General features: G+C 66.6%; 13 protein-coding genes. 12 read left to right on the top strand and 1 reads right to left on the bottom strand.

Annotated elements, in window-relative coordinates; all coding sequences use genetic code 11:
* The first annotated feature begins 23 nt into the window (after positions 1-23).
* On the top strand, positions 24-506 hold the full coding sequence (locus tag KM135_RS10425) for a response regulator (RefSeq protein WP_343228174.1): 483 nt from the start codon (positions 24-26) through the stop codon (positions 504-506).
* A gap of 358 nt (positions 507-864) precedes the next feature.
* Here the strand turns inward: KM135_RS10425 and KM135_RS10420 are convergent, their stop codons facing one another.
* The gene (locus KM135_RS10420) at positions 865-1,896 is read right to left on the bottom strand and encodes a cell wall hydrolase (RefSeq protein ID WP_246605928.1); all 1,032 of its coding nucleotides are present in this window, start codon (positions 1,894-1,896) and stop codon (positions 865-867) included.
* Positions 1,897-2,389: 493 nt separating this feature from the next.
* Between KM135_RS10420 and KM135_RS10415 the strand changes: the two genes are divergently transcribed.
* The 11 genes from KM135_RS10415 to murD all read left to right on the top strand — a co-directional run bounded on the left by KM135_RS10415 (position 2,390) and on the right by murD (position 14,349).
* A complete protein-coding gene (locus KM135_RS10415; RefSeq protein ID WP_221713943.1) occupies positions 2,390-3,376 on the top strand; it encodes a cysteine synthase A in 987 nt (328 codons plus the stop codon).
* Between the two features lie 72 nt (positions 3,377-3,448).
* Entirely contained in the window at positions 3,449-3,760 is a 312-nt protein-coding gene (locus KM135_RS10410) for a hypothetical protein (RefSeq protein WP_246605926.1), read from the top strand.
* Between the two features lie 15 nt (positions 3,761-3,775).
* Positions 3,776-5,095 carry a Gldg family protein gene (locus tag KM135_RS10405; protein WP_221713941.1) on the top strand — a complete coding sequence of 440 codons (1,320 nt, stop codon included), beginning with the start codon at positions 3,776-3,778 and terminating at the stop codon, positions 5,093-5,095.
* Between the two features lie 198 nt (positions 5,096-5,293).
* On the top strand, positions 5,294-5,773 hold the full coding sequence (locus tag KM135_RS10400) for a division/cell wall cluster transcriptional repressor MraZ (RefSeq protein WP_221713940.1): 480 nt from the start codon (positions 5,294-5,296) through the stop codon (positions 5,771-5,773).
* Positions 5,770-6,747 carry a 16S rRNA (cytosine(1402)-N(4))-methyltransferase RsmH gene (gene rsmH / locus KM135_RS10395; RefSeq protein WP_221713939.1) on the top strand — a complete coding sequence of 326 codons (978 nt, stop codon included), beginning with the start codon at positions 5,770-5,772 and terminating at the stop codon, positions 6,745-6,747. The genes KM135_RS10400 and rsmH overlap by 4 nt, the downstream gene beginning before the upstream one ends.
* Positions 6,744-7,379, top strand: coding sequence for a colicin transporter (locus tag KM135_RS10390; RefSeq protein ID WP_221713938.1), 636 nt, complete (start codon positions 6,744-6,746; stop codon positions 7,377-7,379). Before rsmH ends, KM135_RS10390 begins: the two co-directional genes overlap by 4 nt.
* Positions 7,379-9,136 (top strand): peptidoglycan D,D-transpeptidase FtsI family protein, encoded by a 1,758-nt coding sequence (locus KM135_RS10385; protein WP_221713937.1) that lies wholly within the window; start codon positions 7,379-7,381, stop codon positions 9,134-9,136. Before KM135_RS10390 ends, KM135_RS10385 begins: the two co-directional genes overlap by 1 nt.
* The gene (locus KM135_RS10380) at positions 9,136-10,566 is read left to right on the top strand and encodes a UDP-N-acetylmuramoyl-L-alanyl-D-glutamate--2,6-diaminopimelate ligase (protein WP_221714081.1); all 1,431 of its coding nucleotides are present in this window, start codon (positions 9,136-9,138) and stop codon (positions 10,564-10,566) included. Before KM135_RS10385 ends, KM135_RS10380 begins: the two co-directional genes overlap by 1 nt.
* Positions 10,563-11,945 carry a UDP-N-acetylmuramoyl-tripeptide--D-alanyl-D-alanine ligase gene (locus KM135_RS10375; RefSeq protein ID WP_221713936.1) on the top strand — a complete coding sequence of 461 codons (1,383 nt, stop codon included), beginning with the start codon at positions 10,563-10,565 and terminating at the stop codon, positions 11,943-11,945. The genes KM135_RS10380 and KM135_RS10375 overlap by 4 nt, the downstream gene beginning before the upstream one ends.
* The gene (gene mraY, locus KM135_RS10370) at positions 11,945-13,015 is read left to right on the top strand and encodes a phospho-N-acetylmuramoyl-pentapeptide-transferase (RefSeq protein ID WP_221713935.1); all 1,071 of its coding nucleotides are present in this window, start codon (positions 11,945-11,947) and stop codon (positions 13,013-13,015) included. Before KM135_RS10375 ends, mraY begins: the two co-directional genes overlap by 1 nt.
* Positions 13,012-14,349, top strand: coding sequence for a UDP-N-acetylmuramoyl-L-alanine--D-glutamate ligase (gene murD, locus KM135_RS10365; protein ID WP_221713934.1), 1,338 nt, complete (start codon positions 13,012-13,014; stop codon positions 14,347-14,349). Before mraY ends, murD begins: the two co-directional genes overlap by 4 nt.
* Positions 14,350-14,378 lie beyond the last annotated feature (29 nt).

Genomic DNA, 14,378 nt, shown 5'->3' with positions numbered 1-14,378 from the left:
GCGCATCGCAAATATCGTGACAAGTGTCTCAAAATGGGGCATTCATATCTCAAGCGCATCGCCGGGAAACGTGCGCGCGGTGGGAAGTTCGAAATGCTGCAGAACATTTGGGCTGGTCGGCACTAGTGTCGGCGGGTCGGCCCATCATTGTTGTCGAGGACGATGCTTTGCAGCGCAAGCTCTATTGCGACGTCCTGCGCTCACAACATTATGAGGCGATCGACATCGGAGATCCCCGACTGGTGCCCGATGTGATCGGCCGGACCTCGCCGCTGGCGGCGGTCATCGATATCCGGCTGCCGCATATCGACGGGCGCGACCTGATCGAGGCGCTGCGCCGGGACAGCGGCACGCGCCTTCTGCCGATCTTCGCTCTGTCGGCCGTGGTCTCGCCGGACATGGCGGAGACCTGTCTCGCGGCGGGCGCGAACTGCTTCTATGCCAAGCCTGTCCCGCTCAAGACCTTCCTGGAGGTGATGGCGCAGCTTACCGCTGGGACGCTGTAAGTGACGGCTGGCTTCATCGGGCTCGCCGCGAAGCGCGCGAAGGTAGGGAACGACCGTCTGATGATCCCGACGTGATGTCTGCTTCGAGGTGGCTTCCTGTCATCGCCCCTCCTCTTCAGAGGAGGGGAGCATCAGGTAAACAGCACCCCGTGCTGTTTAGGTCATGCCGGGGGCATGACCGACCTGATGCTGGGTGGTGGCGATGCGCCAGCATCGCTCGCGAAGCGATCATTCGCACCGTTGCTACACCACCCCAACCCCTCCTCTGAAGAGGAGGGGCTAAGACTGAAATGGCGTCGCGTCCCGACAGCCGCTTCCGGAAATTCACTCACTCCAAGACATGCCGCCGCAACCCGGCTTAATCCCGGCTCGCCTTGATGTCCTTCAGGGGCCGCCCGGCATTGCGCCATTGCGGCTTGATGTCGCCCGATTGCGGCAGGCCGCGTACCGTGCTGCTCGGCTGGGGTGTTGGTATATTAGGGGGAAGGGCGCGCGCCGCCACCGGCACGGGCGCCGAGGGCAGGCCCGGCGAGGCGCCGGCACCTCCGCTGGGCAGAGCCGGAATCAGCGGCAGCGTCGGCGCGTCGCGCGGGTCGAGATAGGCATTGGCGCTCGGCCAGTTGATCGTCTCGATGCCGGCATAGCTGTCGCGGAAGCGTGTGGGCAGGCCCGCCGCGCCGGGTGTGCGATAGAAGATGTGCGCGCCGATGATCGCGGAGGCATGCATCTGGTTCGCCCAACCCGGAAAGACCGTCAGCGTGTGATAATAGGTCGCGAGGCCTGCGGGCGCGAAGACCTCGCCGTTCAGCGCTCGCTCGGCGACGCGGCGGGCGCGCAGCCATTTCTCGCCGCTCGGGATGCGCGCCATGGAGCCGTCGCAGCTGAATGTGAACTGGCAGCGCAGGTCGTCGCGCTCGGTGCCCTGATAGACGACGCCGCAGACCGTGTTCGGCCAGTCGGGATGGCGCAGACGATTGAGCACCACTTGCGCGACCGCGCGTTGGCCTTCCTCCGGCTCGTTGGCCGCTTCGTAATAGATGGCGTTGGTCAGGCAGGAGAGCGCGCGCATCCGGTCCGTCGCGCTGCGCCCCGTGAAGCGATAGGCGGCCGCCGTTGGGCCGATGTCGATGGCGAGGATATGCCGGTTGCCGCGCCATTGCGTGCCAAGGCCGTTGGCCGCGCCCGCGTCGATGCCAGGCGCCGGGTCGAAGGCGCCCTCCGCGAAGAAATAGGCAGAGCCGGTGAAGGTCTGGCCCGGCGTTTCGATGAGGTTGGCAATGCTCGTCCGCTGCGTCGGCGCGATCTGCTCGATCAGCGCTTGCTCTCGCGCCTGCCGCATGCCGGAGATGGCACCGACCGCCATCGGGGCGAGCCGCAGTGCGATGGCCATGATGAGGAACGGCAAGATCCACCGCCACACGGACAGGCGCCGCCGGGTCACGAGAACCGGCGGATAGAAACGGTCGGCTCCTGTCACTGGCAGCGGAGGCATGTCGCGCGCATAGCATGGACAGGGTAAATTTTCCTGAACCTTCTCCGCCACGCAATTCCTCACCACGCAGCCTTGGGAGAAATTCGTTTGCGATCGGCCGCAACGCCCACAAAACCCTTTCCTACATCCTTCATCCAATGGCAGCGTCAGCACGCTCTTTCTCATCGCCGGACTGATCGTATTTCTCGATCGAAAGGCCGTTATTTTATGCGGGCACTCCCGAACTTTCCGAACCTTCGGGCATCATTTTACCCGCTTCTGATCGAGCCGTCCGATCAGGGCGCCTCGCCACCCGGCCGCCCGCAACCACCCCCGGCCAAAACCCAGCCTTCACCGGCCCGGTCTATCTCTTGCTTGCCGTCCGTCCGCAGGCATCCTAGGTCAAGCGGCGATGACCGTTCACCAGAACACACTTTCCCTGATCGGCAACACGCCTCTCGTGCGCCTCGCGGGTCCGTCCGAGGCCAGCGGCGCCGAAATCTACGGCAAATGCGAGTTCATGAACCCCGGCGCCTCGGTCAAGGATCGCGCTGCGCTCTCCATTGTCGAGGATGCCGAGGAGAAGGGCCAGCTTCAGCCCGGCGGCACGATCGTCGAGGGGACGGCGGGCAATACCGGCATCGGCCTCGCGCTGGTCGGCAATGCCAAGGGTTACAGGACGATCATCGTCATGCCCGAGACGCAGAGCCGCGAGAAGATGGACACGCTGCGCGCGCTCGGCGCCGAGCTGGTCCTCGTCCCCGCCGCGCCCTATTCGAATCCCGGCCATTTCGTTCACACCTCGCGCCGCATCGCCGAGGAAACCGAGAACGCCATCTGGGCCAACCAGTTCGACAATATCGCCAATCGCAAGGCGCATATCCTCGGCACGTCCGAGGAGATCTGGGCGCAGATGGATGGCAGGATCGACGGCTTCACCTGCGCGGCGGGCACCGGCGGCACGATCGCCGGCGTGGGGCTCGGCCTCAAGGAGAAGAACGAGAAGATCACCATCGCGCTCAGCGACCCGCATGGCGCCGCGCTCTACAACTGGTATGCGCATGGCGAGCTCAAGTCGGAAGGCTCGTCGGTCGCCGAAGGCATCGGCCAGGGCCGCATCACAGCCAATCTGGATGGCGCGCCGATCGACACGCAGTTCCGTATTTCGGACGCGGACGGCCTGCTCTGGGTCGAGAAGCTGATGGGCGAGGGGTTGTGCGTCGGCCTGTCGACCGGCATCAACGTTGCCGGCGCGGTCGAGCTTGGCCGCCAGTTGGGGCCGGGCAGCCGCGTCGTCACCATCCTGTGCGACACGGGTCTGCGCTACCTCTCGACCCTGTACAATCGCGAGTGGCTGATCTCCAAGGGCTTGACGCCGCTGCCCTGGCTCTCCAACTAGAGGCTTGGGACGACCGATTGCCCGATGGGCATGCAGGTCGGTCGGGAGTGGGCAATGCCCCAAAGGAATGATTTGAGAGCACATCGCGAAGAACTTCAGCGCGTCCAGATCGGTCTGGTCGGCTTGGCCGCCGTGCTGCTGATCGTCACGCTTGCCAATCTGGTCGTCCAGAAGGTGCGGACCGAAGCCATAGACGCGACCGCTGCGGCCGAGGCAATCAAGCCGGTCCAGGTTTCCAATTCGCCTGCGGCCGACAATGAGCCGCTCGCCGATCTCGGTGTGACGCCGACGGCCGACACCGCCGCTCCCTCCGTGCCCGATCTCGAGCCCGATCCGCGCCTCCGCGAGCGCATGGACCGCGACCCGAACCAGCCCGCCAACTGAGCGCGCTTCGCCGCCATGGCGCGCCGCCTCTTGCCCTTGCTGACCGCCCTGCTTCTCGGGGGCGCCGCCCTGCTGCTCGGCCTGACCGGCTCGGCCCTGCGCACGGGCCGGCTCGATCCGCTCGACTGGCTGCTGCCCGGCGCCGGGGCGCTGATCGCCCTGCTGCTCATCGAGGGCCGCGTCATCGCATGGCCCTCCGTCGCGGCCGTCTGGGCGCTGATCGCCCTGCCGCCGGCGCTGCTCATCCTCCTCGCCGCAACGAGCATGCCCTTGACTGGTCTCGCCATCCTCGCCGCCACTTTGGCCGCGACTGCCGCCGCCGCGCTATGGGCGCTGACCCGTGCGCCATCTACCCGTTGGCCCATGCTCGCCGCCCTCTTCCTGATCCTCGCGCTCGGCCGCTGGGCTGCCGTGCCGCACGATCTCCCGCGGGCGCAGCCGGGTCCTCTGCCCATGGCAGGCGTCGTTACCGCGCTGCCCCTTTACGGCCCGGCCCTCGCGGTAGCGGAGCAGGGTGACCCGCTGAGCGGCGCGGGTCGCACGTCGCCGCTCTGGCAAGCGCTGGCGCGTCACCGCGATCTGCGCCCCATCGATCATGTCGATGCAGCCAGCCTCGCGCCGATGAAGCAGATCCTCGTTGCCCAGCCACGCCAGCTCGCGCCCGAGGAGCTGGTCGCCCTCGATGCCTGGGTGCGCCGGGGCGGGCAGGCGCTGATTCTCGCCGATCCGCTGCTGCACTGGCCCGATCCGCGCCCGCTCGGCCATCCGCACCGCGCCCCACTGACCAGCCTGCTCGATCCGCTGCTCGCCCATTGGGGCATCGGACTGGAACCCGAGCAATATCCGGCCGAGAGCGACCCGGTCGTCCGCTATGTCCTTGCAGATGGCGCACTGCTCCAGCTCACCGGCGCCTCACGCTTCACCGCGACCGGCAAGAGTGATGTCGCCTGCCGCTTCGAGGAAGATGGCCTCGTCGCTGTCTGTCGGGTCGGGAAGGGGCAGGCGCGCCTCGTCGCCGACGCCGACTGGATCAACGACAGGCTCTGGACGCTCGATCCCGGCGCGCCGCATGACCGCGCGGCCTGGACCAGCGACGCGGTCACGACGCTGCTGTCCTGGCTCCAGCCGGATGTTCCCCGAGTCGAATCGAGCGACATCTGGATCGTCAATCAGGACCGCCTCGTGACCGGCCTGCGCATGGCCCTTCTGCTGCTCCTCGCACTCGCAATGGCCCGCATGTTGGTGGCGCGCCAACCCAGCTTTTCCCAGTCGAAGATTGATACGAAGATGGATCATAGGTGGAACAGAAGCGATACGAATTTGGATACGGGGTGAAGCGCCCAAGATTTTCCCATCTCATCCCATCTTTCCCAAGATTCTCCCTTTCATCCCCCCTCGGCTCCTGCTAACAATGCGGGTCAGGGGCGCTCGTAGTCTTTGCGAGTCTGTTTGCCGGAGCCAGAGGCGGTTTCCGGGGCGAAGAAACACGTGCGCACGACAGGGAGTCCTCAGCGGGTGTCGTCGGCGTCTTTCATGGGTAGCGGAGCCAGTGCTCTGGATGGGAAGGGGCGCTTCGCGCTGCCGGTCTCGTTCCGCGCTATTCTGAGCGCCCAGAGTGAAGAGCCCGGCTCGATGCTCGTCCGTGGCGATGCCGCCAGCAACAAGTGCCTCACTTTGTTCGGTAAAAAGGCAATCGACGACTATTCCGCCAAGGCGGCCGAGACCGCGGCTCCCCGCTCCGCTGCCGATTTCGATCAGGATCCCGAAGGTGTCGATTTCTGGAGCACGGTCCGTACCGTGACGATCGACTCCGGCGGCCGCTTCAGCCTGCCCCCGGCTTTCAAGCGGCTCTTTGGCATCACCGATGGCATCTTCATCGTCGGCGGTGGCCGCTTCGCGCAGCTCTGGGCGCCGGAGCGCTTTCTGGAAGTCAACAAGACCAATCTGCTCGCCATCGAGGAATGCGAGATGTTCCTTGAGGAGCTCAAGTCCAAGCGGGGGAGCCAGGCATGACTCCGCCTGTCCCCGCGGTCCCGCCGGCCGAGCCGCACCTGCCCGTGCTGCTCACCGAAGTCCTCGACGCGCTCGCCATTGCCCCTGGCGAGCGTCATGTCGATGGCACCTTCGGAGCCGGCGGGTATAGCCGCGCCATGGCGCTGCGCGGCGCCAGCGTCTTCGCGATTGATCAGGATCCGGACGCTATTGCCGAGGCGCAGTCCATCATCGCCGCGAGCGACGGCGCGATCATGCTCGTCCAGGGCAATTTCGCCGAGATGGACGCGCTGCTTGCCGAGGCCGGCATCGAGGCTGTCGATGGCGTGACGCTCGACATCGGCGTGTCCTCCATGCAGCTCGATCGCGAGCGTCGTGGCTTTGCTTTCCGCTTTCCGGATGCCCCTCTGGATATGCGGATGAGCCAGTCCGGCGAGACGGCGGCCGAGTTGCTCAATCGCATCGACGAGGGCGAGCTGGCGGACATCCTCTATCTCTACGGTGAGGAGCGTCAGTCGCGCCGGGTCGCGCGGGCGATCGTCGCGGCGCGTCCGCTCGCGACGACGGGCGATCTGGTGAAGGCCGTGCATCGCGCTATCGGCAAGCGTCCGGGCGAAAAGACCGATCCGGCGACCAAGACCTTTCAGGCGATCCGAATTTTCCTGAATGCCGAGCTCGACGCGCTGGAGCGCGGGCTCGATGCGGCTGAAGCCGTGCTGCGCCCCGGCGGCCGTCTCGCCATCGTGACGTTCCATTCGCTCGAGGACCGGATCGTCAAGAGCTTCTTCCGTGCGCGCAGCGGCCAGGAGGCGGGTGGCTCGCGCCATCGCCCCGAAACCGCGCAGCGCCGCGCCCCGACCTTCGGCAAGCCTGCCCGCGCCGTTCGTCCCGGCGACGCGGAACTCGACCGCAACCCCCGTGCCCGCTCCGCGACCCTGCGCAGCGCCGTGCGGACCGATGCACCAGCCTGGAACCGTGTGGGAGCACGCTCATGATTGCCATCAAGCGCCTGCAATCGATCATGTGGATCCTTGTCGTCGCGGCAGGGGCCCTTGCGGCCTATCTGATCAGCCTGCGCGTCGCGACCGAACGTAACGCCGTGCATCACATGATCGATCAGATCCGCTGGACCCGCGCGGAAATCCGCTATCTGGAGGCGGAGTTCGGCGCGCGCGGCAGCATGCGTCAGCTTGCCGCGTGGAACCATGACTCGTTCAAGCTTTATGTGCCCGCGCCTGACCAGTATCTGCCGCACGAGCGCGCACTGGCCAATCTCGACCGGATCGCGCCGGCCGGCAACGGCTATGCGCCGCCGCCGGTCATGACGGCCATGGCCTCGCCGGTCGCGCCGCAGCCCGCAGCCGCCGCCCCGGCCGAGAAGCCGGCGGCAAGCAAGCCCGCCCAGGCTGAAGCTCCGCGCCCTGCATCGTCCGAGTTCGCGCTCATTCGCACCGCCTCGGCCGCCGAGCCGCGCCCGGTCTCGGTCAAGACGGATGCCAAGCCGAAGACGCCCGTGGCCGACAAGTTCATCAAGCCGGCCGGTCAGCCCGATCCGGCTGCGCGCAAGGCGGCGCGCCTCGCTCTCTTGGACGAGAAGCTGCTGGGCGGCGGGGGCAAGGTGCCCTGATGGCCACAATCATCGCGCGACCGGAATCGCGCACGGGTCACCGCGAACAGCTCGATCTCGCTTCCGTTGCGCATGGGCGCATCATGCTTGTCCTGCTCATCTTCGTCGCAATCTCGACGGTGATGGCAGGCAAGATGGTTTGGATGGGTGTCGCCGCCGCCACCCAGGCCGAGCGCTCCATCAGCCCGATCCCGGTTCCGCACCGCGCCGACATCGTCGACCGCAATGGCGTGCCGCTCGCGCGCGATATCGATGGCTATGCGATCGCCGTGCGCCGCGACCGCCTGCTCGGCGATCCGCGCGAGCTGGCCGAGAAGCTGCACGGCATCTTTCCCGACCAGACGGTCGGCCATTTCTACAAGCTGCTCACCTCGGGCGGGCAATGGAACTATCTGCGCACGCGCGCCCTGCCCAGGGAAGTCGCGGCCGTGAACGCGCTGGGCGAGGTCGGCATCGAGTTCCCCCGAGAGCCAGAGCGGCTCTATCCGCAGCGCACGATGGCGGCGCATCTTATCGGCTTCGTTAATCGCGATGGTCACGGCGCCATGGGCGTGGAACGCGCCTTCAACGATCGTCTCGTCGATCTCAACATGCGTGGCCAGCCGTTGCAGCTCTCGATGGATTCCCGCGTTCAGGCGGCGCTCGAGGATGAGCTTATTTATGGCATGGAGGATCAGAAGGCGAAGGGCGCCGTCGGTCTCGTGCTGGATTCGCGGACCGGCGAAGTGATCGCCATGGCCTCGCTGCCGACCTTCAATCCCAACCGCATCGATCCCATCCCGAGCCCGCCGCCGGTGGTTGGGAAGGATGGCAAGCTTTATCCCGGCAAGATCACCTGCGACATGTCGCCGCGGTGCAATCGTGTCGTGCAGGCGCGTTACGAGCTTGGTTCCACCTTCAAGCCGCTGTCCTTCGCGGCGGCCATGGACGCCGGGATCATCGTCAGCATGGCCAAACGCTACGACGCAACCGCGCCGCTTCAGGTCGGCGGGTTCAGCATTCGCGACGATCATCCGCTTGGCCGCTGGCTGAACGTGCCGGAGGCGCTGCTGCATTCCTCCAACATCGTGACCGCGCGCATTGCTGACGAGATGGGCCAGAAGCCGCTCGAAAAAGCCTATCGCTCGATGGAGTTCGATCGGCCGGCGACGATCGAGCTGCGCGAGCAGGCCGGAACGCTGTTCCCCGGCAAATGGTATCGCACGACGATCATGACCACAGCCTATGGCCATGGCATTGCCGTCACGCCCATGCATCTTGCGAGCGCCTATGCCGCGCTGGTCAACGGCGGCGTCTGGCATCCCGCGACGGTGATCAAGCGCAAGCCGGGCGAGAAGATCGAGGCGCGCCGCATCTTCTCCGAGGAGACCAGCGCCCGCATGCGTCAGCTCTTGCGCATGATCGTGCAGACCGGCACCGGCCGCAATGCCGATGCCGTGGGCTACCGCGTCGGCGGCAAGACCGGCACGGCCGAAAAGCCCAAGGACGGTGGCTATGCCCGCCGCTCGCTGGTCTCGACCTTTGCCTCCGCCTTCCCGATGGAAGATCCGCGCTACGTCGTCGTCGTGATGATGGACGAGCCGCAGGGCAGCTCGCGCACCCCCGGCGTGCGCACCGCGGCCTACACGGCAGCGCCCGTGGTGAAGTCGTTCGTCGCACGTGCAGGGCCGCTCCTCGGTGTCTTCCCCGAAGCCAATCGCGACATCGACATTTCGGAGTTGAAGCCGCTCGTGGAAGGGGACAAGGAGAGCGAATGATGCGTCTCTCAGCACTTGCCCCTCAGCAGGTCGACGCCGCTCACGATCCCGCCGTGACGGGGTTCGCCATCGATCACCGCAAGGTGGCGCCGGGGACGATCTTCGGTGCATTCCAGGGCGCTCGCGTGAACGGCGAGGACTATATTCCCGCAGCCGTCAGTGCCGGCGCGGTGGCAATTGTCGCGCGCCCGGAAGCGAAGGTTGAGGGCGCCCTCCACATCGCGAGCGATGAGCCGCGCCGGCTCTTCTCCAGCCTTGCCGCGCGCTATTACGCGCCGTTCCCGGAGACGGTCGTCGCCGTCACCGGCACGAACGGCAAGACCTCGACCGTCGAGCTGACCCGCCAGCTCTGGCGCATGCTCGGCCATAGCTCGGCCTCGATCGGCACGCTCGGCGTCACGACCTCGGTCGATCAGGTCTCGACCGGCCTGACCACGCCCGACATCGTGACCTTCCTCGCCAACATGGCCGGCCTCGCCAGGGAAGGTGTCAGCCACGTCGCCTACGAAGCCTCCAGCCACGGCCTTGCGCAATTCCGCAGCGAGGGGCTGCGCGTCGCCGTCGGCGCCTTCACCAATCTGACGCGCGACCATCTCGATTACCACGGCACGATGGACATGTATTTCGCTGCCAAGATGCGCCTCTTCGACGAGGTGCTCGCGAGCGACGCGACAGCGGTGGTTTGGGCCGATGACGAGGACTATTCCGGCGCGGTCATCGAACATGTGCTGCTTCGCAAGTTGAAGCTTATCACCGTCGGAACGAAGGGCGAAACGCTCAAACTGGTGAGCCGCACGCCCACCCAGCTCGGCCAGACGCTGATGATCGAAGCCGAAGGCGCGACGCACAAGATCGAGCTGCCCCTGATCGGCGCCTATCAGGCCGCTAATGCGCTGACCGCGACCGGGCTGGTGCTGGCGACCGGCGGCAGCCTCAAGGCGGTGCTCGGCCTCCTGCCACGGGTTCAGCCCGTGCGCGGCCGCCTCGAGCGCGCCGTCATCACCAGGACCGGCGCGCCCGTCTATGTGGACTATGCGCACACGCCCGACGGCCTGCAGGCCGCGATCGAGGCCCTGCGCCCGCACACCAGGGGCCGCCTCATCACCCTGTTCGGCGCCGGCGGCGATCGCGACGCGGGCAAGCGGCCGCTCATGGGCCGCGTCGCGAGCGAGCTCAGCGACGTGGTGATCGTGACCGACGACAATCCGCGCAGCGAGGACCCGCAGGTGATCCGCTCGGCGATCATGGCCGGCGCGCCCGGCGCGCGCGAGATCGGCGGACGCCGGGCCGCCATTGCCGCCGCCATCGCGGAAGCCGGCGCGGACGATATCGTCCTGCTCGCCGGGAAAGGCCATGAACAGGGCCAGATCATCGGCGAGCGCGTCCTGCCCTTCGACGATGTCACGGTCGCGCGCGAGTGCGCCGTATGAGCCCGCTCTGGACGTCACAGGCGCTGGCCGAAGCGACGGGCGGCAAGGCCTCATCGCCGTTCGAGGTGACCGGCGTCGCCTTCGACAGCCGCGAGGTGACGCCGGGCGATCTGTTCGTGGCGCTGAAGGGCGAAAATGCCGACGGCCACGATTTCATTCCCAAAGCCCTGGCGGCGGGCGCGGGCGGCTTGCTGGTCGACCGCGACGTCAACGGGCCGTTTGTCAAGGTCGCCGACACGACGCGGGGTCTCGATGCGCTCGGCAAGGCATCGCGGGATCGTACGGCGGCGAAGATCATCGGCGTCACCGGATCGGCCGGGAAGACAGGAACTAAGGAAGCACTCTTCAGAGCGCTTGAGAGGATGAGCTTCGGCGCGGCGCATCGCTCGCTCAAGAGCTACAACAATCATGTGGGCGTGCCGCTCAGTCTCGCCCGCATGCCGGTCGAAACCCGGTTCGGCGTGTTCGAGATGGGCATGAACCATGCGGGCGAGCTGCGCACATTGACCCGGATGGTCCGGCCGCATGTCGCCATCGTGACGACGATCGCGCCGGCGCATATCGAATATTTCGGCAGCGAGGAGAAGATCGCCGAGGCCAAGGCCGAGATTTTCGAAGGCCTGATCCCGGACGGCACGGCGATCATCCCCTATGATTCGCCGCATGTCGCGCTGCTCTACAACATCGCGACCCGCTATGCCGGGCGCGTCGTCACGTTCGGCGCGGGCGACGGGGCCGATGTCCGCGTCGTCGAGGAGATGCCGGCGGAGCGCGGCGGCACGCTGGTGACGGCGCAGCTGCGCACGGCGCGCCTCAGCTTCACCGTCGCGATGCGCGGGCGTCATTGGGTCAACAATGCGCTCGCCGTGTTGTCGGCGGTCGAGGCGGTCGGCGGCGATCTCGCACAGGCAGGTCTCGCGCTTGCCGAAATGGCCGGACTTCCGGGCCGCGGCGCCCGTCGCAAGCTGCGCACGGCCGATGGCGGCGAAGCGTTGCTGATCGACGAGGCCTATAATGCTAACCCGGCCTCCATGGCGGCGACCCTGCATCAGCTCGGCGAGGAGCGCGCCGGCCGGCGCATTGCCGTGCTTGGCGCCATGAAGGAACTGGGCGGCCTGTCCGAGAGCCTGCATGCCGGTCTCGCGGATGCGGTCAAGGAGGCGAATGTCGGCCTCGCCGTGCTCGTCGGCGACGAGATGGCCCCGCTGGCCGATGCGCTGGCCGGCGATGTGCCTGTCGAGCGGGCGAAGGATGTGAGCGAAGTGCTGGAATTCGTGCCCGGTCGCCTTGCGAATGGCGACGTGATCCTCGTCAAGGGATCGAACAGTGTCGGCCTGTCGAAGCTGATCGAGAAGCTTGCGATGAGCGAGGTCGCCTGATGCTTTACTGGCTTGCCGATCAGCTCAATTTCCCCGGCGTCCTCAATCTGATCCGCTATCTGACGTTCCGCGCAGGCGCGGCGATCTTCACGGCGCTCATCATCGGCCTCATCATCGGACCGAAGTTCATCGGCTGGCTGCGCATCCGCCAGGGCAAGGGGCAGCCGATCCGCACCGACGGCCCGCAGACGCATCTCGCCAAGCGCGGTACGCCGACCATGGGCGGTCTCATGATCCTGACGGCGCTCGTCTGTTCGGTGCTGCTCTGGATGAACGTCGCGTCCATCTACATCTGGGCCTGCCTCATCGTGACCCTGGGGTTCGGTGCGATCGGCTTCATGGACGATTATGACAAGGTGACCAAGGCGAGTCACAAGGGGCTTTCCGCGCGCATGCGGCTGCTCGCCGAGTTCGCCATTGCGGGCCTTGCCACCTGGCTGATCGTCAGCCGCAACGGCACATTGCTCTATCTGCCGTTCTGGAGCGGCGGCGCGCTGGATCTGAGCTATTTCTATTATATTTTCGGCGCTTTCGTGATCGTCGCCTTCGGCAATGCCGTGAACCTGACCGACGGGCTCGACGGTCTCGCCACCATGCCTGTGATCATCGCCTGCATGGCGTTCATGGCCTTTGCCTATCTTGTCGGCCGCGCCGACTATGCCGCCTATCTCGGCATTCCCCATGTGCCGGGCGCCGGTGATCTCATCATCCTGTGCGGCGCAATGATCGGCGCCTGTCTCGCCTTCCTCTGGTTCAACGCGCCGCCCGCAGCCGTCTTCATGGGCGACACCGGCAGTCTCGCATTGGGCGGCACCATCGGCGTCATCGCCGTCGCCACGCATCACGAGATCGTCCTGGCGATCGTCGGCGGCCTGTTCGTGGTCGAGGCGCTGTCCGTCATCATCCAGGTGTTCGTCTACAAGCGGACGGGCAAGCGCGTCTTTCGGATGGCGCCGATCCATCACCATTTCGAGCAACTTGGCTGGCCCGAAACCACGGTGGTCGTCCGCTTCTGGATCGTCTCCTTCGTGCTCGCGCTGGCCGGGCTGGCGACTCTCAAGCTGCGATGATCGTCTCCGACGCCTTTGCCGGCAAGCGCTATGCCGTCCTGGGCCTCGCTCGCTCGGGCCTCGCCACGGTCAACGCGCTCGCGGCAAGCGGCGCCTGGGTCATCGCCTGGGATCAGCGCGAAGATGCGCGGGCGCAGGTCGCGGGCAAGGCCGTGCTGGGCGATCCGCTGGAGCTCGACCTGACCGGCTTGGACGCCGTCGTCGTATCGCCCGGCGTGCCGCTCAATCGCCATCCGATCGCGCAGCGTGCGCGCGAAGCCGGTGTGCCGATCATCGGCGATATAGAGCTCTTCTCGCTCGCGCGGCCGACGCTGCCGCCGCACCGGGTCGTCGGTATCACCGGCACGAATGGCAAATCGACCACGACGGCGCTCATTCACCACATCGTTCGCATTGCCGGGCTGCCGACGCGCATGGGCGGCAATATCGGCCTGCCCATCCTTGCGCAGGAGCCGCTGCAGGCGGGCGGTGTCTATGTGCTCGAACTATCCAGCTATCAGCTCGATCTGAGCTTCCATCTCGATTGCGATGTGGCCGTGCTGCTGAACGTGACGCCAGATCACCTCGACCGCTATGTCGGTTTCGACGATTATGTGGCGTCCAAGGCGCGCTTGTTTGTCATGCAGTCGCCGGGGCATGCGGCGGTGATCGCGATCGATGATGAGGTGACGCGCCGCGTTGCGGCTCAGGTGCCGCGTGCCCGGCAGGTGTCCGCCGGCGCGATCGATCCGGCGGCGCAGGCACGCTGGCCGGCGCTTCAGGGGCCGCACAACGCCCAGAATGTGGCGGTGGCCGTCGCCGTCGCCGAAGCGCTCGGCATCTCCGAGGCGAATGTCGGCGCGGCGCTCGAAAGCTATGCGAGTCTGCCGCACCGCATGCAGCGGGTCGCCGAGATCGATGGCGTCCTCTATGTCAACGACAGCAAGGCGACGAATGCCGCCTCGACGGCACCGGCCCTTGCCGCCTGGCCCAAGCTGGATCGCCCGCGCATTCACTGGATCCTGGGCGGACTCGCCAAGAGCGACGATCTCGACGAATGCGTCTCCGCCTTTCCCAACGTGGCATATGCTTACACCATCGGCGAGGCCGGCCCGCTGTTCGCGCGCGTGCTTGCTGACGCCAACGTGCCGGTGAAGGAATGCGAGCTGCTGGTGACGGCCGTGGCCGAGGCGGCGGCGCAGGCGCAGCCCGGCGACGTCGTGCTGCTGTCGCCCGCTTGCGCCTCGTTCGATCAGTTCCGGGATTTCGAAGCGCGGGGCGATGCTTTCGCGGCGGCGGTCGCGGTGCTGGCCGAGGCAGCGGCAGGCAGGATGAACACGGGGAAAAGCGCATGAGCGGCAATGACGAGGGCATCACCCTGATC

It is taken from the genome of Sphingobium xanthum (genome assembly GCF_019737615.1).
Taxonomy (GTDB): domain Bacteria; phylum Pseudomonadota; class Alphaproteobacteria; order Sphingomonadales; family Sphingomonadaceae; genus Sphingobium; species Sphingobium xanthum.
The sequence above is the reverse complement of the archived record's forward strand: the minus strand, read 5'-3'. Positions and strand labels throughout refer to the sequence as shown.

What these genes read in the sequence shown, in the direction of transcription:
- KM135_RS10400 (WP_221713940.1), top strand. Translation starts at nt 5,294, where the DNA reads ATGGGTAGCGGAGCCAGTGCTCTGGATGGGAAGGGGCGCTTCGCGCTG.
- KM135_RS10405 (WP_221713941.1), top strand. Translation starts at nt 3,776, where the DNA reads ATGGCGCGCCGCCTCTTGCCCTTGCTGACCGCCCTGCTTCTCGGGGGC.
- KM135_RS10380 (WP_221714081.1), top strand. Translation starts at nt 9,136, where the DNA reads ATGCGTCTCTCAGCACTTGCCCCTCAGCAGGTCGACGCCGCTCACGAT.
- KM135_RS10390 (WP_221713938.1), top strand. Translation starts at nt 6,744, where the DNA reads ATGATTGCCATCAAGCGCCTGCAATCGATCATGTGGATCCTTGTCGTC.
- murD (WP_221713934.1), top strand. Translation starts at nt 13,012, where the DNA reads ATGATCGTCTCCGACGCCTTTGCCGGCAAGCGCTATGCCGTCCTGGGC.
- KM135_RS10415 (WP_221713943.1), top strand. Translation starts at nt 2,390, where the DNA reads ATGACCGTTCACCAGAACACACTTTCCCTGATCGGCAACACGCCTCTC.
- KM135_RS10385 (WP_221713937.1), top strand. Translation starts at nt 7,379, where the DNA reads ATGGCCACAATCATCGCGCGACCGGAATCGCGCACGGGTCACCGCGAA.
- KM135_RS10420 (WP_246605928.1), bottom strand. Translation starts at nt 1,896, where the DNA reads ATGGCCATCGCACTGCGGCTCGCCCCGATGGCGGTCGGTGCCATCTCC.
- mraY (WP_221713935.1), top strand. Translation starts at nt 11,945, where the DNA reads ATGCTTTACTGGCTTGCCGATCAGCTCAATTTCCCCGGCGTCCTCAAT.
- rsmH (WP_221713939.1), top strand. Translation starts at nt 5,770, where the DNA reads ATGACTCCGCCTGTCCCCGCGGTCCCGCCGGCCGAGCCGCACCTGCCC.
- KM135_RS10375 (WP_221713936.1), top strand. Translation starts at nt 10,563, where the DNA reads ATGAGCCCGCTCTGGACGTCACAGGCGCTGGCCGAAGCGACGGGCGGC.